Annotated in this window: 14 protein-coding genes and 3 pseudogenes; 5 read left to right on the top strand and 12 right to left on the bottom strand. The window is 69.0% G+C overall.

Features of this window, described 5'->3' with window-relative positions:
* Positions 1–332: 332 nt before the first annotated feature.
* The 3 genes and pseudogenes from OG714_RS02445 to OG714_RS02435 form a co-directional block, all read left to right on the top strand.
* Complete coding sequence (locus OG714_RS02445; RefSeq protein ID WP_406118172.1) at positions 333–2,579, top strand: RNA polymerase sigma factor; 2,247 nt, start codon at positions 333–335, stop codon at positions 2,577–2,579.
* Positions 2,580–2,851: 272 nt separating this feature from the next.
* Positions 2,852–3,274 (top strand): hypothetical protein, encoded by a 423-nt coding sequence (locus OG714_RS02440; RefSeq protein WP_406118171.1) that lies wholly within the window; start codon positions 2,852–2,854, stop codon positions 3,272–3,274.
* Between the two features lie 67 nt (positions 3,275–3,341).
* Positions 3,342–3,896, top strand: a pseudogene (locus OG714_RS02435) (transposase family protein); the annotation flags it as partial.
* Here the strand turns inward: OG714_RS02435 and OG714_RS02430 are convergent.
* The 6 genes and pseudogenes from OG714_RS02430 to OG714_RS02405 all read right to left on the bottom strand — a co-directional run.
* Positions 3,837–4,104, bottom strand: a pseudogene (locus tag OG714_RS02430) (hypothetical protein); the annotation flags it as partial. The pseudogenes OG714_RS02435 and OG714_RS02430 overlap by 60 nt on opposite strands.
* A 98-nt stretch (positions 4,105–4,202) precedes the next feature.
* Entirely contained in the window at positions 4,203–4,364 is a 162-nt protein-coding gene (locus OG714_RS02425) for a hypothetical protein (RefSeq protein WP_406117907.1), read from the bottom strand.
* Between the two features lie 304 nt (positions 4,365–4,668).
* Positions 4,669–5,025, bottom strand: a complete 357-nt coding sequence (locus tag OG714_RS02420; RefSeq protein ID WP_406118169.1) for a MarR family winged helix-turn-helix transcriptional regulator — start codon at positions 5,023–5,025, stop codon at positions 4,669–4,671.
* Between the two features lie 245 nt (positions 5,026–5,270).
* Entirely contained in the window at positions 5,271–5,783 is a 513-nt protein-coding gene (locus OG714_RS02415; RefSeq protein ID WP_328980802.1) for a transposase, read from the bottom strand.
* 104 nt (positions 5,784–5,887) lie between these two features.
* Positions 5,888–6,094, bottom strand: coding sequence for a hypothetical protein (locus OG714_RS02410; protein ID WP_406118167.1), 207 nt, complete (start codon positions 6,092–6,094; stop codon positions 5,888–5,890).
* 152 nt (positions 6,095–6,246) lie between these two features.
* Positions 6,247–6,939, bottom strand: a complete 693-nt coding sequence (locus OG714_RS02405; protein ID WP_406118166.1) for a TetR/AcrR family transcriptional regulator — start codon at positions 6,937–6,939, stop codon at positions 6,247–6,249.
* Positions 6,940–7,012: 73 nt separating this feature from the next.
* Between OG714_RS02405 and OG714_RS02400 the strand changes: the two genes are divergently transcribed.
* Complete coding sequence (locus OG714_RS02400; RefSeq protein ID WP_406118164.1) at positions 7,013–8,008, top strand: SMP-30/gluconolactonase/LRE family protein; 996 nt, start codon at positions 7,013–7,015, stop codon at positions 8,006–8,008.
* A 474-nt stretch (positions 8,009–8,482) separates the two neighbouring features.
* Here OG714_RS02400 and OG714_RS02395 read toward each other — a convergent pair whose 3' ends face one another.
* From OG714_RS02395 to OG714_RS02380, 4 genes and pseudogenes are all read right to left on the bottom strand, one after another.
* On the bottom strand, positions 8,483–8,713 hold the full coding sequence (locus OG714_RS02395) for a transposase family protein (protein ID WP_406131695.1): 231 nt from the start codon (positions 8,711–8,713) through the stop codon (positions 8,483–8,485).
* A gap of 13 nt (positions 8,714–8,726) precedes the next feature.
* Positions 8,727–9,794, bottom strand: a complete 1,068-nt coding sequence (locus OG714_RS02390; RefSeq protein ID WP_406118162.1) for an IS110 family transposase — start codon at positions 9,792–9,794, stop codon at positions 8,727–8,729.
* Positions 9,795–10,026: 232 nt separating this feature from the next.
* Positions 10,027–10,263: pseudogene (locus OG714_RS02385) on the bottom strand (transposase family protein); the annotation flags it as partial.
* A gap of 631 nt (positions 10,264–10,894) precedes the next feature.
* Positions 10,895–12,280: a right-handed parallel beta-helix repeat-containing protein gene (locus OG714_RS02380; RefSeq protein WP_406118161.1), complete on the bottom strand. Its 1,386-nt coding sequence runs from the start codon at positions 12,278–12,280 to the stop codon at positions 10,895–10,897.
* 66 nt (positions 12,281–12,346) lie between these two features.
* On the opposite strand from OG714_RS02380, the gene OG714_RS02375 reads away from it, so the two are divergent.
* Positions 12,347–13,468: a Dyp-type peroxidase gene (locus OG714_RS02375; protein ID WP_406118159.1), complete on the top strand. Its 1,122-nt coding sequence runs from the start codon at positions 12,347–12,349 to the stop codon at positions 13,466–13,468.
* Here OG714_RS02375 and OG714_RS02370 read toward each other — a convergent pair.
* Entirely contained in the window at positions 13,383–14,156 is a 774-nt protein-coding gene (locus OG714_RS02370) for a L,D-transpeptidase family protein (RefSeq protein ID WP_406118157.1), read from the bottom strand. The two genes, OG714_RS02375 and OG714_RS02370, sit on opposite strands and share 86 nt — an antisense overlap.
* Before the next feature lie 124 nt (positions 14,157–14,280).
* Positions 14,281–15,078: a hypothetical protein gene (locus tag OG714_RS02365; RefSeq protein WP_406118155.1), complete on the bottom strand. Its 798-nt coding sequence runs from the start codon at positions 15,076–15,078 to the stop codon at positions 14,281–14,283.
* Between the last annotated feature and the right edge of the window lie 59 nt (positions 15,079–15,137).

Raw genomic sequence — 15,137 nt, 5'->3', positions numbered from 1 at the left:
CGGAATCCGGTTGGGCTGTCCTCCAGGACGCGTTCTGGACGCAGGTTGGACACAAGGATCGGAAAGACTGAGAGCGTTGTGGTGAACCGCGCTGCTGATCGATGACCTGTGCGTTTCTCCATTCGGTGGTTCTGCCGGGCAGCCAGCTGACGCATGGTGTTTCGTCTACTGGTTGGTTTGCTTGGTGTTGGGTCGCCGCCGCCCGCGGGTAGTGCGCGGTCCGGCAAAACAATGCGGCCGGAAGTGTTACCCGGCCGCCGCGCAGCCGTCACCTATACATCGAGGCGGACCGGGCGCGCGCGGGCGCCCGGCCGGTGAGCGAAGGAGTGCGGATGCGGGTTGCAGAGCGGGACGGGCGTGCAGATCAGGACTTGGTGGTGGCGGCGCAGGGCGGGGACCGCCAAGCCCTGGACGAGTTGATGGCCGCGTATCTGCCGCTGGTCTACAACATCGTCGGGCGGGCGCTGGACGGACACGTCGATGTGGACGACGTGGTCCAGGAGACGCTGATGCGCGCGGTGGACCGGATCGGGGATTTGCGCGACCCTACGGCGTTCCGAGCCTGGGTGGTGGCGATCGCGGTGCGCCAGGTGCGCGACCGGTGGCGGCGCCACCAGACGCAGCCCTCGGCGGCGCACGGCTGGGGCTTCGAGCTCGCGCCGGACGCGGCCGATCCCGGCGCGGACTTCGTGGACCTGACGATCCTTCAACTGGAGCTGTCGGGCCAGAGGCGCGAGACGGCTCTGGCGACGCGCTGGCTGGAGGAGGGTGACCGCGAACTGCTGGCGCTGTGGTGGCTGGAGGCGGCGGGCGAGCTGGACCGGGCGGAGCTGGCCGGGGCGCTGGGCATCGAGCCGGGACACGCGGCGGTGCGGGTGCAGCGGCTCAAGGCCCGGCTGGACGCCGCCCGCACGGTGGTGCGGGCGCTGGACGCCGCGCCCCGGTGCGCTGAGCTCTCCCAGATAGCGGCCCGGTGGGATGGGTGGGCGGCCCCGTCGTGGCGCAAGCAGTTCGCGCGGCACGTACGCGAATGCGTAGCCTGCGTCGCGTCCTGGCAGGACCTGGTGCCCGCCGAGCGGCTGCTGGCGGGCTCGGCCCTGGTACCGGTACCCGCACTGCTCGCGGCCACATGGCTGCGGCACGCCCTGCCCCCGTCCGCGCCGAGCGCGCAGGCCGCCGCGGCGAAAGGGGTCGCGGGGAAAGGCAAGGCCGCGAAGCGGTTGCGCCACGGCGGCCACGGCGGCAGATCGGGCGGGCTGGCCGCGCACGTGTCCGGGAAGCTCGTCGCGGCCGCGGTGGCTGCCGCCGTAGCCGTCGGCGCGGGCGTCGTCTACGCGGCCACCAGCCACCAGCCACAGGGTTCCCCTTCCGCCACGGCGGGGGCACGGGGCGCTGCGGGTGTCGCGGCGGCCGTGGCGAGCGGTTCGGCCTCAGCCTCGGCGAGCGCGTCGGCGTCGGCGTCGGCGAGCGCCAAGGCAGCAGCGTCGTCGGCGTCGTCTCCTGCGGCCGGTGGCGCCAGCTCGACGATACGTTTCATGGGCAAGAACACGGTGATGATCGGAAGAATATCGAACGATAAACCTTCGGTTGCCGCACCATTCGACGCTCAGTACCAATACGTCGTCAGTCCGCCTGCACCGTCGAGCAGCGTGTACACGGCGAAGTCCTGCCCGAATGGGACGAACTGGTGGGGATGCGTGTGGGGTGGGCGCGGGGGGCTCGTCCCCCATATGCAAGCCCGCGCTGCGCAGGCTACCTATAAGGGTCAACCGCATCCGCAGACGATGGTGTGGTCGTGGTATGAACTCCCCCACCTCACCCCCAATGCGACGTGGCAGGACGAGGTGAAGGCGGTCAACCGGGTCGACCTCCTCACCAGGTACCTGAACGACTACCGTTTCTTCCTCCAGAAGATCGGCACCTCGCACGACATGATCGATCTCGAACCCGATTTTTGGGGATTCGCCCGAGGGACGGGCGATGTGAACAAGGTCCCGGCGCAGGTGACTGCTGCGGCTCCGAACGACTGCGGAAATCAGGCGAACAGTGTGGCGGGTCTGGCCCGCTGCCTGATCTCAATGACCCGCAAGTACGCTCCTCACGCGACCGTCGGTCTGCACCTCACCTGCTGGGACTGGCCGGGCAACGAGAAGAAATGCGCCAGGGATTACGTGGCCCTCGGGGCAAAAAATGCGGACTTCCTGGTCGGGGAGGTTGAAGCTGTGGACGCTGGCCTCAATGCCTTGCCGGAGAATGGCGGACATAACTCATTCTGGAGCGAAAAGAAGTGGACCGCGCAGCTCGCGTATTGGAAGACGATGGCGGACGCGTCCGGCAAACCGATCGTGGTCTGGCAGATCCCGGTCGGCAACATGCGACAGAACAACACCCCGTACCACTATCAGGACGACAAGGTGGACTGGCTGTTCTCGCACATGGACCGGGTCGCGAGCGCCCATGTCGCGGCTCTGCTGTTCGGCCAAGGATCGGATAAGTCGACCACGATTGAAACCGACGGCGGCAACCTGTTCAGGAAGACGATCGCCTACCGAAACTCGGGTGGCACGCCGCTCAAATAGCGCGAGAAGGCTGCTGCCTTCGCGGTCGGCACGTCGTTCAGCACGATCGGCCCGGTCCTGCGCGGCGTGATGCTGGCCGCCCGCGGGACGTCGGTGACGTCCGCGAGCTGCTGCCGTCGATGATGTCGGGTAGCCGGAGCACATTGCTGTGCCCCGGCTACTCGACCGTGGGCAATGTGAACAAGGTCCCGGCGCAGGTGACTGCTGCGGCCCCGAACGACTGCGCAAATCAGGCGAACAGTGTGGCGGGTCTGGCCCACTGCCTGATCGCAATGACCCGCAAGTACGCTCCTCACGCGGCCGTCGGTATGCACCTCACCTGCTGGGACTGGCAGGGCAACACGCAGGCGTGCGCCAAGGATTACGCGATCCTCGGGGCGCAGAAGGCCGACTTCCTGGTCGCCGACGTGTCGGACCGCGACGCGGGCTGGTACGCCGAGCCGGCGCACGGGAGCCGCGACATGTTCTGGACCGATCAGAAGGCCGCCGCCGAGCTGGGGGTCTGGAAGACGATGGCCGAGTCCGTGGGCAAGCCGGTGGCCCTGTGGCAGATCCCTGTGGGCAACATGGCGCAGAACAACACCCTCAACCACTACCAGGACGACAAGGTGGACTGGCTCTTCGCGCACATGGACCAGGTGGCGAACGCGCACATCGCCGGCCTGCTGTTCGGCGCGGGGCAGCAGGAACTGTGAGCGGTCGCGCAATTCGGCTCTGTCGACGATCTTGTGATGCTGTCCGGCTGAGCTGGGCATCTACTGGGTGTGCGGTTCAGGGGTTTTGGGGCGGTTGCTGCCGCATTTAGCTGGTGTGGTCGTGGAGTCCGTCGAGCGGGTGGCCGGGGCGGTCACGTTTCGTACATCATGCCGGACGCTCCCAGCGAGATGTACGTCCTGTGCGAGGCCTTCCTGGCGGGTGCACGGGCGATTCCGGCGCCGCCTCGTTGACGCACCCATCGGTGCGGCCCCCGTTGTGATCGAGTTCTCGGTGCGGCGCTTCAAGTGCGTCAACTCCCGTTGCCCGGCGGTGACATTCGTCGTGCAGATTCAAGGGCTGACCAGCCCGCACGCCCGCTACACCCCACTGCTTCGAACGGTGCTCACCTCGATCGCCCTGACGCTGGCGGGCCGTCCCGGGGCACGTCTTGCCGGCGCGTTGAGCATCAGCGTTGCGAAGGACACCCTCCTGCATCTCCTTCGCGCTGTCCTCAAGTCGCCTCCGGCCCAGGTCAGAGTGCTGGGCGTGGACGATTTCGCTTTACGCAAGGGCGATTCGTACGCCACCATCCTCATCGACCTGGAGGCCCGCCGGCCGCTCGATGTGCTGCCCGGCCGGGACGCCGCACCGCTGGCCGACTGGCTGCGCGGTCACCCCGAGGACTTCGACGAGGGTCTGGGTGACCACGACGACCGCGGCGACCTCCAGTCCACCGACAGGGTGAGGGCCAGGGGCAGGACGACCAGGGAGTTGCGGGTCGCGCTGGTGAAGATGATTGCCCGCCTGCCGGGGCGTCGAGGCGGAAGAGGATGCTGTTCAACCAGCCTCTACATCGGCGCCGCCGTCAAGTAGATGGCTGCTGACGGCTTCCCTGTCACCGACGAATTGCTCGCCCGCCTCTCCTCATCACAGGACGAGCACATCAACTTCAAGGTCCGCGAGGCGGGCCGCGTCGAAGTGGCAGAAGGACCGCCGGGTGTCGGGGGTGCCCTTCGCCTCCACGAGATCGGCGTCAGAGTCGGCGGACGTCGCACGAGCCAGTCGCCGGGTCGGTCCGTAGGTCGTCAAGCCCGCCACCCGTGGGAGAAGACCCACCGCGGTCCATTGCCCTGGCCCGGGTCGAGGACGTTGCCGCGGCGGTGACCACGGACTTGCTGCAGCCGTTCGCGGCCAAGTCGGAAGCGAATGTCATCGCTCTCCGGCAGCCCTGGTTCCGGGCCGGCGCGGGCCTCAGAGCCCGTCGCTCGCGCCGAACGTGGAGGGCTGTCTCGTGCAGGGTGCCTCGTCCAGCTGTCGGTGGCCGAGTGCGAGGACCGTTGCCGCCGACCATCGTCCGGAGCTCGCAGCTATCGCCTGGGTCTACGGCCCGAGCTCACTGGTTGGCGTCGCGGAGTGTGCGCAGGATGCGTGCAAAGTGGCAGCGATCTTCGGCTGAGAGCACGGACGTGACATGACTGCGCAGGTGGGAGACATGGGCGGTCAACGCCTTGTTGAGAGCTTCGCCGCCCTGCTCGGTCAGTACGGCGAGTGCCGCCCGCCGGTCGCGGCGGTCGGGCTCTCGGCGGATCAGCCCTTCCCTCTCGATGCGGTCGGCGAGCCGGGTGAAGCCGCCCGAGCTGAAGGACACGGCATCGGCCAGGTCGGTCATGCGCATCCGGTGACCGGGTGTGCGGCCCAGTCGCAGCAGCACCTCGAACCAGCTGTCGGGAATGCCCATATCGCGGTTCACCAGTGGCTTGATGCAGGCATTGGCCCTCCTGAGGCCGGAGGTACCGGAGAGGTGTCCCGGAGGCGTTGTCCGACGAGTTGTCTGCGGGTGACTCATGGCGCTTCGTGCGGCGACCGTCTGGGGTTGTAGCTCTGCGAGGAGTACGCCTGGCTAGGGTCCTGAGGAGCCATGCAAACGGCCCCAACAGAAAACGGCCCCTGAGGGTCACCGGACCTGACTCTGTCGGGGATCTTGGATGGTCGGGCTCAGCTGCCGAGGGTTCGCCAGGACTTTGACCGGGGGATCTCGTTCTGGTCCAGGAAGGCGGTCGGCGGTCTCGGTGAAGAGTGTTCCTCGGTCGCTGACCGGCTGCTGGGTCGTCCGATGTTCACGGCGATGGCCGTGAGTACGTGTTGCAGGTGGGCTTTCGGCTGTCCTCGGTAGCGGCAGCGGCGCATGCCGTGTCCGTGGGCGAACTCGTTGATGGTGCTCTCGACTCCGGAGCGGACCGCACAGCGGGTCTTCCAGTCGGGTGTCTGCTGCTCGGCGCGGACGCGGAGTTGCACGTCGCGGAGTTCTCGTGGGGCAAAGCCCACGGTCCGGGGGCTGTCGGCGGTGGTGGTGCAGCGGGTGCGGGCCGGGCAGGGGCGGCACTGGTTCTTGGTGAACCGGGCCACGATCAGTGGGGCGGCGGTGGGTGAGGACGTCGGATAGGGGCCGTGCCAGCCCGCGCTGAACTGGCCCTGGGGACAGGTGACTTGTCGTCGGTCGAAGTCGATGTGGAAGTCGTCGCGGTCGAATCCTTCGTTCTTGCGGTGCTGGCGGGTGGGGTTGCCCGGCAGCGGCCCACTGACGGTGATCTGGTGTTCGCGGGAGGCTCGTTTCAGGTGGACCAGAGAGGTGTGGCCGCCGTCGACCAGGTGCTCGGCAGGTAGCAGTCCGCGGCGCGCCTGGGAGCCTCGAAGCGGCTGCGGTATTCGAGGATCAGACCGCCGAAACCGAGCGAGACCATGAGGAGTTCGACGATCACCATGCCGGTGACCGTCCTCCCCAGGCCGAGCCGGACGCCGGTCATGATCAGCGTCGTCACTGGAGGCCGCTGCCCGGAACCCCGGCGTCGCGCCATTCCCGCACAGCGCGGTTGGCGGAGCCGTCGCGGTGGTTCACCTACCGGTGCCTGAGCGGTGGCAGCCCCAGGGAACGGGCCGTTGTCGGCCGCATACGGACCAGGACTGCCGTCAGTCACCGCGGATCTGGTGTCGTCGCCGGTGGCTGGGCCAGCAGCTGTTGACGCAGTGATTCGGTCAGCCACTGCTGGTACTGGTCGTCGGTCCAGCCGCGTCCGGCCGTGGCGCGGAAGTAGAGCTCGACGCTGCTCAGGAGCATCATGCGGTCGACGGCATCCTGCCGGGTGAGGCCGGGGGCGAGGAGGCCGGCTTCCATGAGGGCGTCGACGACGGGGTCGAGCCACGTCTGGTTGCTGCGGTCGCCCTCTTCTCGGAGTTCGCGGACGGCGGGGTCGCCGCCGGCGTCGATGGCGGCGCCGAGGACGTCCCGGCCCCTGCTGAAGAGAAGGCGGTGCCAGGCGGCGTACAGGTCGAGTTTCCGTCGCGGATCGGGTTCGGCGCCGATGCGGGCGCGCCACTGTTCGCCGTCGGCCTCGGCTTCGAGCCGGCGGACCAGTTCCTTGATGATCTCGGCCTTGTTGCAGAACACGGCGTAGACCGTGGGAGCGGCGACCCCGGCCTGCTTGGCGATGACCGCGACCGTGGTGCCGGCGAAGCCGTGTTCCCTGAACAGGGTGCGGGCGGCGTCGATGATCCGGTTGCGGGTGTCGGCCGCGCGTTCGTCGCGCAGCGTGGAGCGGTAGCGGCGCCGCTCGGGTGTTCCGGACACAGTTGCCTGCTCTTCCTGTCGTTCCTCGACTCCACTCATGTTGACACTCTAGCCGATAGAGTGGACTATATTGAAAGTAATCGCGTAACTCGATTTCGAAGGAACCGAGATCATGAAACTGTCCTCTGTCCTGTCCGCCGGCCTGGTCGCGGCGGTGCTGACGGTCGCCCCGATCGCCTACGCCGCCGAGCCGTCAGCCCCTGTGACCCAGACCGCGCACGCGATGCACACCACGGCCCCGGCGCAGTGGCCCTCGACCCTGAACATGCCGAAGGGCATGCGCCCCGAAGGCATCGTGATCAAGGGCTCGACGGCCTACGTCACGTCCTTCGTGGACGGCACCATCTACCGCTTCGACCTGAGGACCGGAGAGCGGCGCGTGTTCGTTCCGGCCACCGGGGTCGGATCGGTCGGCATCCTGCTGGACCACCACGGCCGTCTGTTCGTCGCCGACGGCTACGGCGGGAGCGTCCGCGTGATCGACTCCCACAGCGGCAAGTTGCTGGCCCGCTACCAGTTGGCCGCCAAGGGCTCCTACACCGCCATCAACGACTTCACGGTCCTCGACGGGGCCGTCTACGTCACCGACTCCTTCGCCTCCAACCTGTACAAGATCCCTCTGGGCAAGCACGGTCAGCTGCCCCGGCAGAGCCAGGTCAGGACCATCCCCCTCGAAGGGATGCCCTACGGAGGGGAGGGCAACTACGGATGGAACTCCAACGGCATCACCCCCACCCCCGACGGCAAGGCACTCCTGGTCGTCGACACCAACTCCAACACGCTGTTCCGGGTGAACCCGGCCACCGGCCACGCCACGCCGGTGGACCTCGGCGACGTGGACATGGCCTGGGGCGACGGCATGCGTCTGGAGGGCCGCACCCTCTACGTCGTACGCAACACGCCCAACAAGCTCACCGTCCTGCGGCTCAACAAGTCCGGCACGGCCGGCCGGCTCACGGCCGAGGTGAGCGACCCCCGGTTCGACACCCCCACCACCCTCGCCCGCCACGGCGACAAGCTCTATCTGACCAACGCCCACTTCTTCTCCACCGACCCCGCGAACACCGAGTACGCGATCACGGTGATCCCGGACCCGGTCCGACACTGATGACAGCCGGGACATCAGTTGCGCGGTGCAACTGCCCCCGAGGACACCTCTCCCACGGGTTCTCGCACCTGGATCGGCTATCAGTCAGGCGAGCACCTCGTCGGTGACGACGGCCTCGACTCCCGACAGGCTCTCGGCTCCGAACATGTCAGCGGGAGATGAGGATCTTGTCGAACCGCCGGAACGGGGGCGGTCGATGAGGACCGCGCGGAACCGGCCGAGGTCGGAGGCCGAGTCCGCAACGGCCAGGCTGTGCCGCAGTGGATGCCGATCGCACCGATGAACGGGGCGGCACCCCGGAGGGAAGCCAAAGGCTCTGGGAAGCCCGGCGAGGTAGCCCTCTTGGGCGGCCGCGCATTGGGCCAGGCACTTGCAGTCCCCGTCAGGTGGGTGCCGCCCACGCCGGCCCCGTACTGATCGACCCGAACGAGACAGAACTTCTCGGTGGGGTCGATCAGTGAGCCCTTTCCGGCCTCATGCTGATGCGTGGTGAAGGACGAGAACGGCCTTCACCACGTTGGTGATCCGATTGGTACTGCGGCGGAGCTTCCTCAGGAGGCGCCAGCCCTTGAGGGTGGCTATGGCCCGCTCGCCGAGGCAGCGGGCCATGGCGTGGGTGGTGTTGTGGCGGCGCTTCCACCGCTTGAGGCGGCGGCCCCGAAACGGTACTCGAACGGGTCTGCCAGCGCCTTGATATGCCTTGATGCTCCTATAGAAGTCAAGTTGCTGAGGTAGTGCTGCCGGGGTGAGTGCGAGTGAGGGCGTGGTAGACCTCGCGGGCGATGAAGCGTTTGAGGCAACGGATGATGTCCTTCTTGGTCAGTCCCTGTTGGGTGCGGCGTGCAACGTAGGCGCGAGTGCGGGGGCAATAGCGCATCCGGACCACCGCGATCATGTGGAGGGCGCGGTTGGCCTGGCGGTCCCCGCCTCGGCTGAGTCGGTGTCGGTCGGTGCGTCCGGAGGAAGCCGGAACTGGAGCGGCGCCGCACAGAGCGGCGAACGCGGCCTCTGTGCGCAGGCGTTCGGGGTTGTCGCCGGCCGTGACCAAGAGCTGGCCGGCGGTCTCGGTGCCCACGCCGAACAGTGCGACGAGCTCAGGCCCGGCGGACGTGGTGAGCGTCGCCAAGTGTTCGGTGACCTCGTCGATCTCCTCGGTGAGCATGCGGATGCGGCGTGCCAGTTGCCGCAGCGCATACCGAGCGGCGTCGGCGGGAGAGGTGAGATCAGCTGCCGGCCGGAGCCGGAGGCAGCAGTTGACCAGGGCGGTACGGGTGAGCCCCGTGAGCGATGCACGCAGAGGTTCGGGAGCGGTTACCCGCAGGCCTATGAGTTGGTTGATCGCCTGGGTTCTGGCCTTGATCGCAGACGCGCGGGCCACGCGCAGCTGGCGAAGGGCTTCCACCGTGCCGGTGTGGGACTTGGGGATGGCTGTAGCTCGTCCTGAGGCTGCTGCGCGGGCGGCGGCATAGGCGTCGATCGGGTCGGATTTGCCGCGGGCGTGTCGGGTACCCCGGTCGGGGACGTTGACCTCGACCACCGTCAGGTCGGCCGCGCTCAGCACCGTAGTCAGTCCGGCGCCGTAGGAGCCTGTGCACTCCACACCCACGGCTTGTACGTGGCCGAAGGTGATGAGCCACGTCAACAGGGCGCGGTATCCCTGGGTGGTCGTGGGAAATTCTCGGTCGGCGAGGGGACGTCCCAGAGGGTCCACGACGGCGGCGTGGTGGGTATCGGTGTGGGTGTCGACTCCGGCGAAGACTTCGTTCCCGGGCTGCTGGTCGATCATGCAGGAGCTGCTGCCTTCTCATCGTGCTGACAGGGCAACACGCGCCAGTCGAGGCAGGCGGACACGACAGTGACGGGTCTTCTCGCACAAGCCCCTATGAAGTCACGATGCCTTTGGCCGGCCACGTGCGACGGCGTCACCGACAGACCGACGGATCAAGGCAAGGACACGAGATTCCGGTCAGTCAGCCCAAGGGACAGATCTATCGGTGACGCCATCACCCATCATCACTGTCCGCCCAGCATTTGAGCCCTGTGTCGGCGAGGGCTTCGATGATCCCGTACGTGCGGGCGGCGGTCAGATCGTGGGTCGCGCCGGGCAGAGCCGGCGAGGCCCAGAGCAGCCGTCCGAACGGATCGGTGAGGACCTGGACGTTCATGCCGTGGCGTTTGTGCTTCCCGGAGTGGTACGGGGTATCGGCGGCGATGCGGTCGATCGGCGGCAGGGTGCCGTCGAGGATGACGAACGCTTCGGCCCGGATCATCTTCATGGGCTCGGCCAGACCCTGCCGGGCCTCATTGAGGCCGAGTTGAGGCCGCAAGGACAGGAACAGGCCGACAAGGGCTGAGGAGTACCAACATGGATGGCCTCATCTGACCTGGGAAAACGTCAAGGATGAGCGTTGATCGGCAAAGGCCGCCAAGATCCTCAAAGGCCTCATAATCCGTCGGCCGTGGGTTCGAGTGCCACCCGCCCAGCTGTGCAGGCTTCTGAACTGCGGAAACGTCTCATCGGGCGTGTGGATTCAGGACTTTGGCCCAACGGAGTAAATCCGCTGCGCGTGAGTTCAACAGCCTTACTTGGCAACGGTAGTTCGAACTCTTCTGACCTGCGGGGATGACCAGGCTTGTAGGCGGTGGAGGCCGCCGCGGGTGGCCTCTGTGAATGGCTGGGCGCCGCATTCGGGACGCTGGCAGGACGCAGGGAATCGGGAGCGGCTACTCCGGCGTCACCCTGCCTGAGACGGGGGTGGTCAGTGGTGGAGTGGTGGCAACGAGTAACTGGCGAGCCTCGACCACGTCGTCCGCACGGGCATCGACTGGGTCCTGGAGTCGCCACGCCATGCCGCTGCAGTCCCGAGCCGCGCCTCCCCCGGAGACCTACGGAGATGCTGTGGCCCCCGCCGACCTGTCCCCCTGCCCATCGCCACCATCGCCTGGTGGCGGGAGCATCTCCGAGACCGGGGCCGTCACCCGGGGCGGTAGCGCGAAGCGCCCCGGGTCGACTTTGCCCGGCAGGCCGGTCGCCGGGCTGGGCGGCGCGGTGCGGGCGCGGGGGAGACTGCGCTGAGGTGGTGGCGGCGGGACGTCCTGGAAGGAGATGCCGGGCGGCGCCGCGACGGGGCTCGCGTGGCCCAGCGGTGGCGTGGTCGGCGCGGCGGACACGGTGCCGGTGCCGCAGCTCTCCGTGCCTGGAATCCGGCCCGGGCTGGTGGTCGACTCGGCGTTGGCGGTGAAGCAGTTGCCGGCCTGTGTGGCGGTGGCCAGGACGAGATCGGTGCCGTTGCGGGTGATCTCGTTGGCGCGCACGGTGTTGTCGCGGGCCGGGTAGCCCTGGACGTCGCTGAGCAGTACTCCGGCGGCCCGGTTGCCGGTGATCAGGTTGCGCTCCAGGACGTTGCCGCGGGCTCCGCCGGCGCCCACGCCGATACCGAAGCCGCCGTCGGCCTGCTCGGGGCTCTGGTCGTCGTTGTTGTCAGTGAACGCGTTGCCCGTGACTACCGCGCCGTGCTGCGGGCCTAGCGCCTCCAGGTCGTTGGAGTTGAGGGTGAGCCCGACCCGGTTGTGCGAGGCACGGTTGCCGAGCAGGTACAGCCGCTCCGAGGCGTTGGTGACCTCCAGGCCGACCGCGTTGTGCTCCATCGTGTTGTGCCGCACCACCGTGTCGCACGGCCGGCACTGGCCGACGTAGATCCCGGAGTCGGCCTGTCCGGAGGCGTAGGACCGCTCGATGACGCCGGAGCGGGCGTCGAAGGCGTAGATGCCGTAGAGGGCGTTGTCGTAGGCCGTCACGTACGAGGCCCGGAAGCCTTTCAGCGGCGGGAACTTGACGGTGTCCAGCGGGTCGTAGGCCGAGCCGCCCGCCCGGCCCGCCTGGAGCTTCTCGTCGGTCACGCCGGTGAACAGCACGCCGTTGGCGAGGTGGTTGCGTACCGTGAGGTTCTCGACGACGGAGCCCGCGCCGGTCACGGTGATGCCGTTGGCCCGCTGGAACTCCCCGTCCACGACGACCTTGTTCCTGTCGGTGCCCCGCACAACCACGCGGGGCTTGGCCACGGTCACGCTCTCCCGGTACACGCCGGGAGACACCAGTACCAGTCCGCCGGGGCGGACCCGCTCCACGGCGGTCCGCAGCGACGCCGTGTCCTGCGGTACCCGGACGATCGCGGCTCCACCGCCCGCGCCCGCCGCACCGCCGCCGATACCGCCGGCGCCGCAGCCCGCGGCACCCAGCAGCAGGGCCACGGCCGGCAGTGCGCGGGACACGGCCCGGGACAGAGAGAGAAAGAGAGTTTTTCGCACGTTCGCAGATGTATCGTCCTTTTCACTCCTATGACAGCACATCTCTTTCACGACACACCGGGCGATTCCCCCGAGCCCTCCCGCCGCCGCTTCCTCCTGGAGACGGCGGGGCTCGGCGTCCTCGGGGCGGCCGCCGCCTGTGCGCCGGAGCGCCGGCCGGCCGCGCCTGGCGGCACCGGGTTCACCTTCCGGGGTGCCCGGCAGGCCGGAGTGACCACTCCGCAACAACCCGCCGTGCTCGTGGTGTCGTACGACCTCGCACCAGACCTGTACGGCCGGGCGGGCCGGCGGGCCGTACGGGACGTTCTCGCCCGGTGGTCCAGGGCGCTGGACGCCGAGCCTGCCCCGGCCCGGCTCACTGCCACCGTCGGCATCGGCCCGCTGCTGCCCGGCCGGCTGGGCGTCTCTGCTCCCGACGCCCTGCGCGAGGTGCCTCCCTTCCCGGGCGACCGTCTCGATCCCGCGCGTTGTGGTGGCCATGTGCTGGTCCAGCTGTGCGCCGACGACCGTCGTACGACGGAACAGGCGGCCACCACCCTGACCGGTCTCGCCGCCGAGGCCCTGCGCCCCCGCTGGCGGCAGACCGGGTTCCTGTCGCCCACCCCCGCCGGACAGACGCCCCGGAACCTGCTCGGCTTCAAGGACGGCACCGAGAACCCCACACCGCAGGAGCGCGAGAAGTGGGTCTGGGCCGGCGACAGCACCTTCCTGGTCGTGCGCCGCGTCCACATCCGCGTCGGCGACTTCTCCCGGCTGGCACCGCGACGCCAGGAGGAGATCATCGGACGGCACCGGGCCGACGGCGCCCCGCTGGGACGCCGGCACGAACACGACGACGTCGACATCTTCGCCAAGAGCCCGCAGGGCCGGTACGTCATCCCGCTGCACGCCCACGTCCGCGCGGCCAGTCCCCGTTTCGACGGGGGAGCGCGGATGCTGCGCCGCGGCTACTCCTACGACGAAGGACCCGACGACCGAGGCCTGCTGTTCCTGGCGTTCATGCGGGACCCGGCCCTGTTCGTGCGGGTACAGCAGCGGCTGGCCGAGCGGGACGACCTGAGCCGGTTCATCGAGCACCGGGCATCGGCGGTGGCGTACGTTCTGCCCGGGGCACGGGCGGGGGAGGATCTCGGGGCACGTCTGCTCGGGTGAGTGAGCGTTCTGTGCCGGGCTTGGTGCCCCAGACGAACACCGCGTCGTCCTCCTCCAGCGCGTCCCACAGGCGCCGGGCGTCGTCCAGGCGCATGTTTACGCAGCCGTGCGAGCCGCCCTCGAACAGGTCGACGTAACTGCCGTGGAAGGCCTGCCCGTCGCTGAAGAACTGCGAGTAGGGCATGGGGGCGTTGTCGTACAGGTCGGAATAGTGGTCCAGGTCCCGCCAGTAGACACGGAACCAGCCCGTGCGCGTCTCGTCGCCGTCGCGGCCGGAGCGGACGGGAACCGGCGGGAACACCGTCCTGCGCCCCGTCTGCACCCACATCAGCTGGCGGTCCAGGTCGACACAGGCCACCTTGTAGTCACGCACGGGGCACCGGCCTGCCGCGTTCGGGTTCGGCCGGGCCTCCACCACAAGCATGGTGCGGTAGGTTGCCAGCCCGGCGTAACCGTCCGCCGGGCGCACCCCGTTGGCGCTCTGGAACACGCGGATCGCCCGGCAGTCCTGATCCGACTGCCGGCCGTCGACCGGGAGCTGCAGGTGCCGTTCCATCTCCCGCTGGTAGGGGCCGGTCATCGCCGTGCACGCGGGGGCCGGCTCGGCGGACACCGGGAGGGCGGAGGGCCAGGACAGGGCGGGGAGCACCACCGTGAGCAGGCAGAGCCTGCGTATGCGCGCCTTCATGCATCCATGGATACGGCAGTTGCCGCGGGTCGGTGAGATCGGGCTAGCCCGATCGGGGCCCGGCGCCGGGCGCCCCGGAGCGGACCGCGGCTGAGGCTGTGGACGCCGTCCGGCGCCGTGCCGCTCACCGTCGTGGCGACCACGGCGTTCCCGGTACCCCTGGCCGGACACGGGTGGCCCCCAGGTCGATGGTCGCCGTGTGCCCGGTGTCGAGGTTCGCCGCGACGCGACGTAGGCGGCCGTCGGGGGCGATCCAGTAGGTCAGCGGGGAGCGGCCGGCGGCAGGGCTCGCGGAGGCGTTGGGACGGGGGCGGGGGCCGGAGAAGACGTCGTAGGAGCTGCCGTCGACGTCCTCCTCGCGCAGGTGGAGTGCCCCTGACTGGGCGAGGAGCTGGGCATTGTCGGGGCGGTCGGCGGCCATGGTGAGGGTCAGCCGCAGGGCCGTGTCGAACGCGTCGTGACCGAAGGGGCGCCGGATCCACGCGTCCGGTGTGAGCCGGCCGGCCTCTCGAACGGCCTGAGGGACGGATCCGACCGCGACGGTGGTGCCCTTGGGACGGGCCAGCGCCAGTCCTGTGCCGTCCCAGGCCAGCAGGCCCCGTCCGTCCCGTGCGGTACCGGACGTCGTCTCGTACCAGCCCACCGCGCGGTGCCGCCGCTGGTCCACCACCGCGTGCACGACGGCGGTGGCGCCGGGCACCGGCGCGTGCACGGTGACCTCGGTGGGGCTGCCCTGGTACGTGCGGAAACGGGCGAGGGCCAGGCGCTGGGTTTCGCTCGCGGTCAGGGGGCGGGGGCCGGATCCGTCGTGACCGGTGAGCCACAGCCAGCCGCACGCGGAGAGCGCCGCGACGAGGGTCAGAGCCGCCCAGGTGAGGGCGCGTGGTGTCCGCGCGCGCACGGATGTTGCCTTTGTTCGCATGAACGTCTCTTACACGGGGACGGGCCGCGCGCCGGTCGACACCGGTGCGCGGCCCGCGC

This window comes from Streptomyces sp. NBC_00989 (assembly GCF_045162655.1).
GTDB lineage: Bacteria > Actinomycetota > Actinomycetes > Streptomycetales > Streptomycetaceae > Streptomyces.
This window is presented reverse-complemented; position numbering and strand designations above follow the sequence as displayed.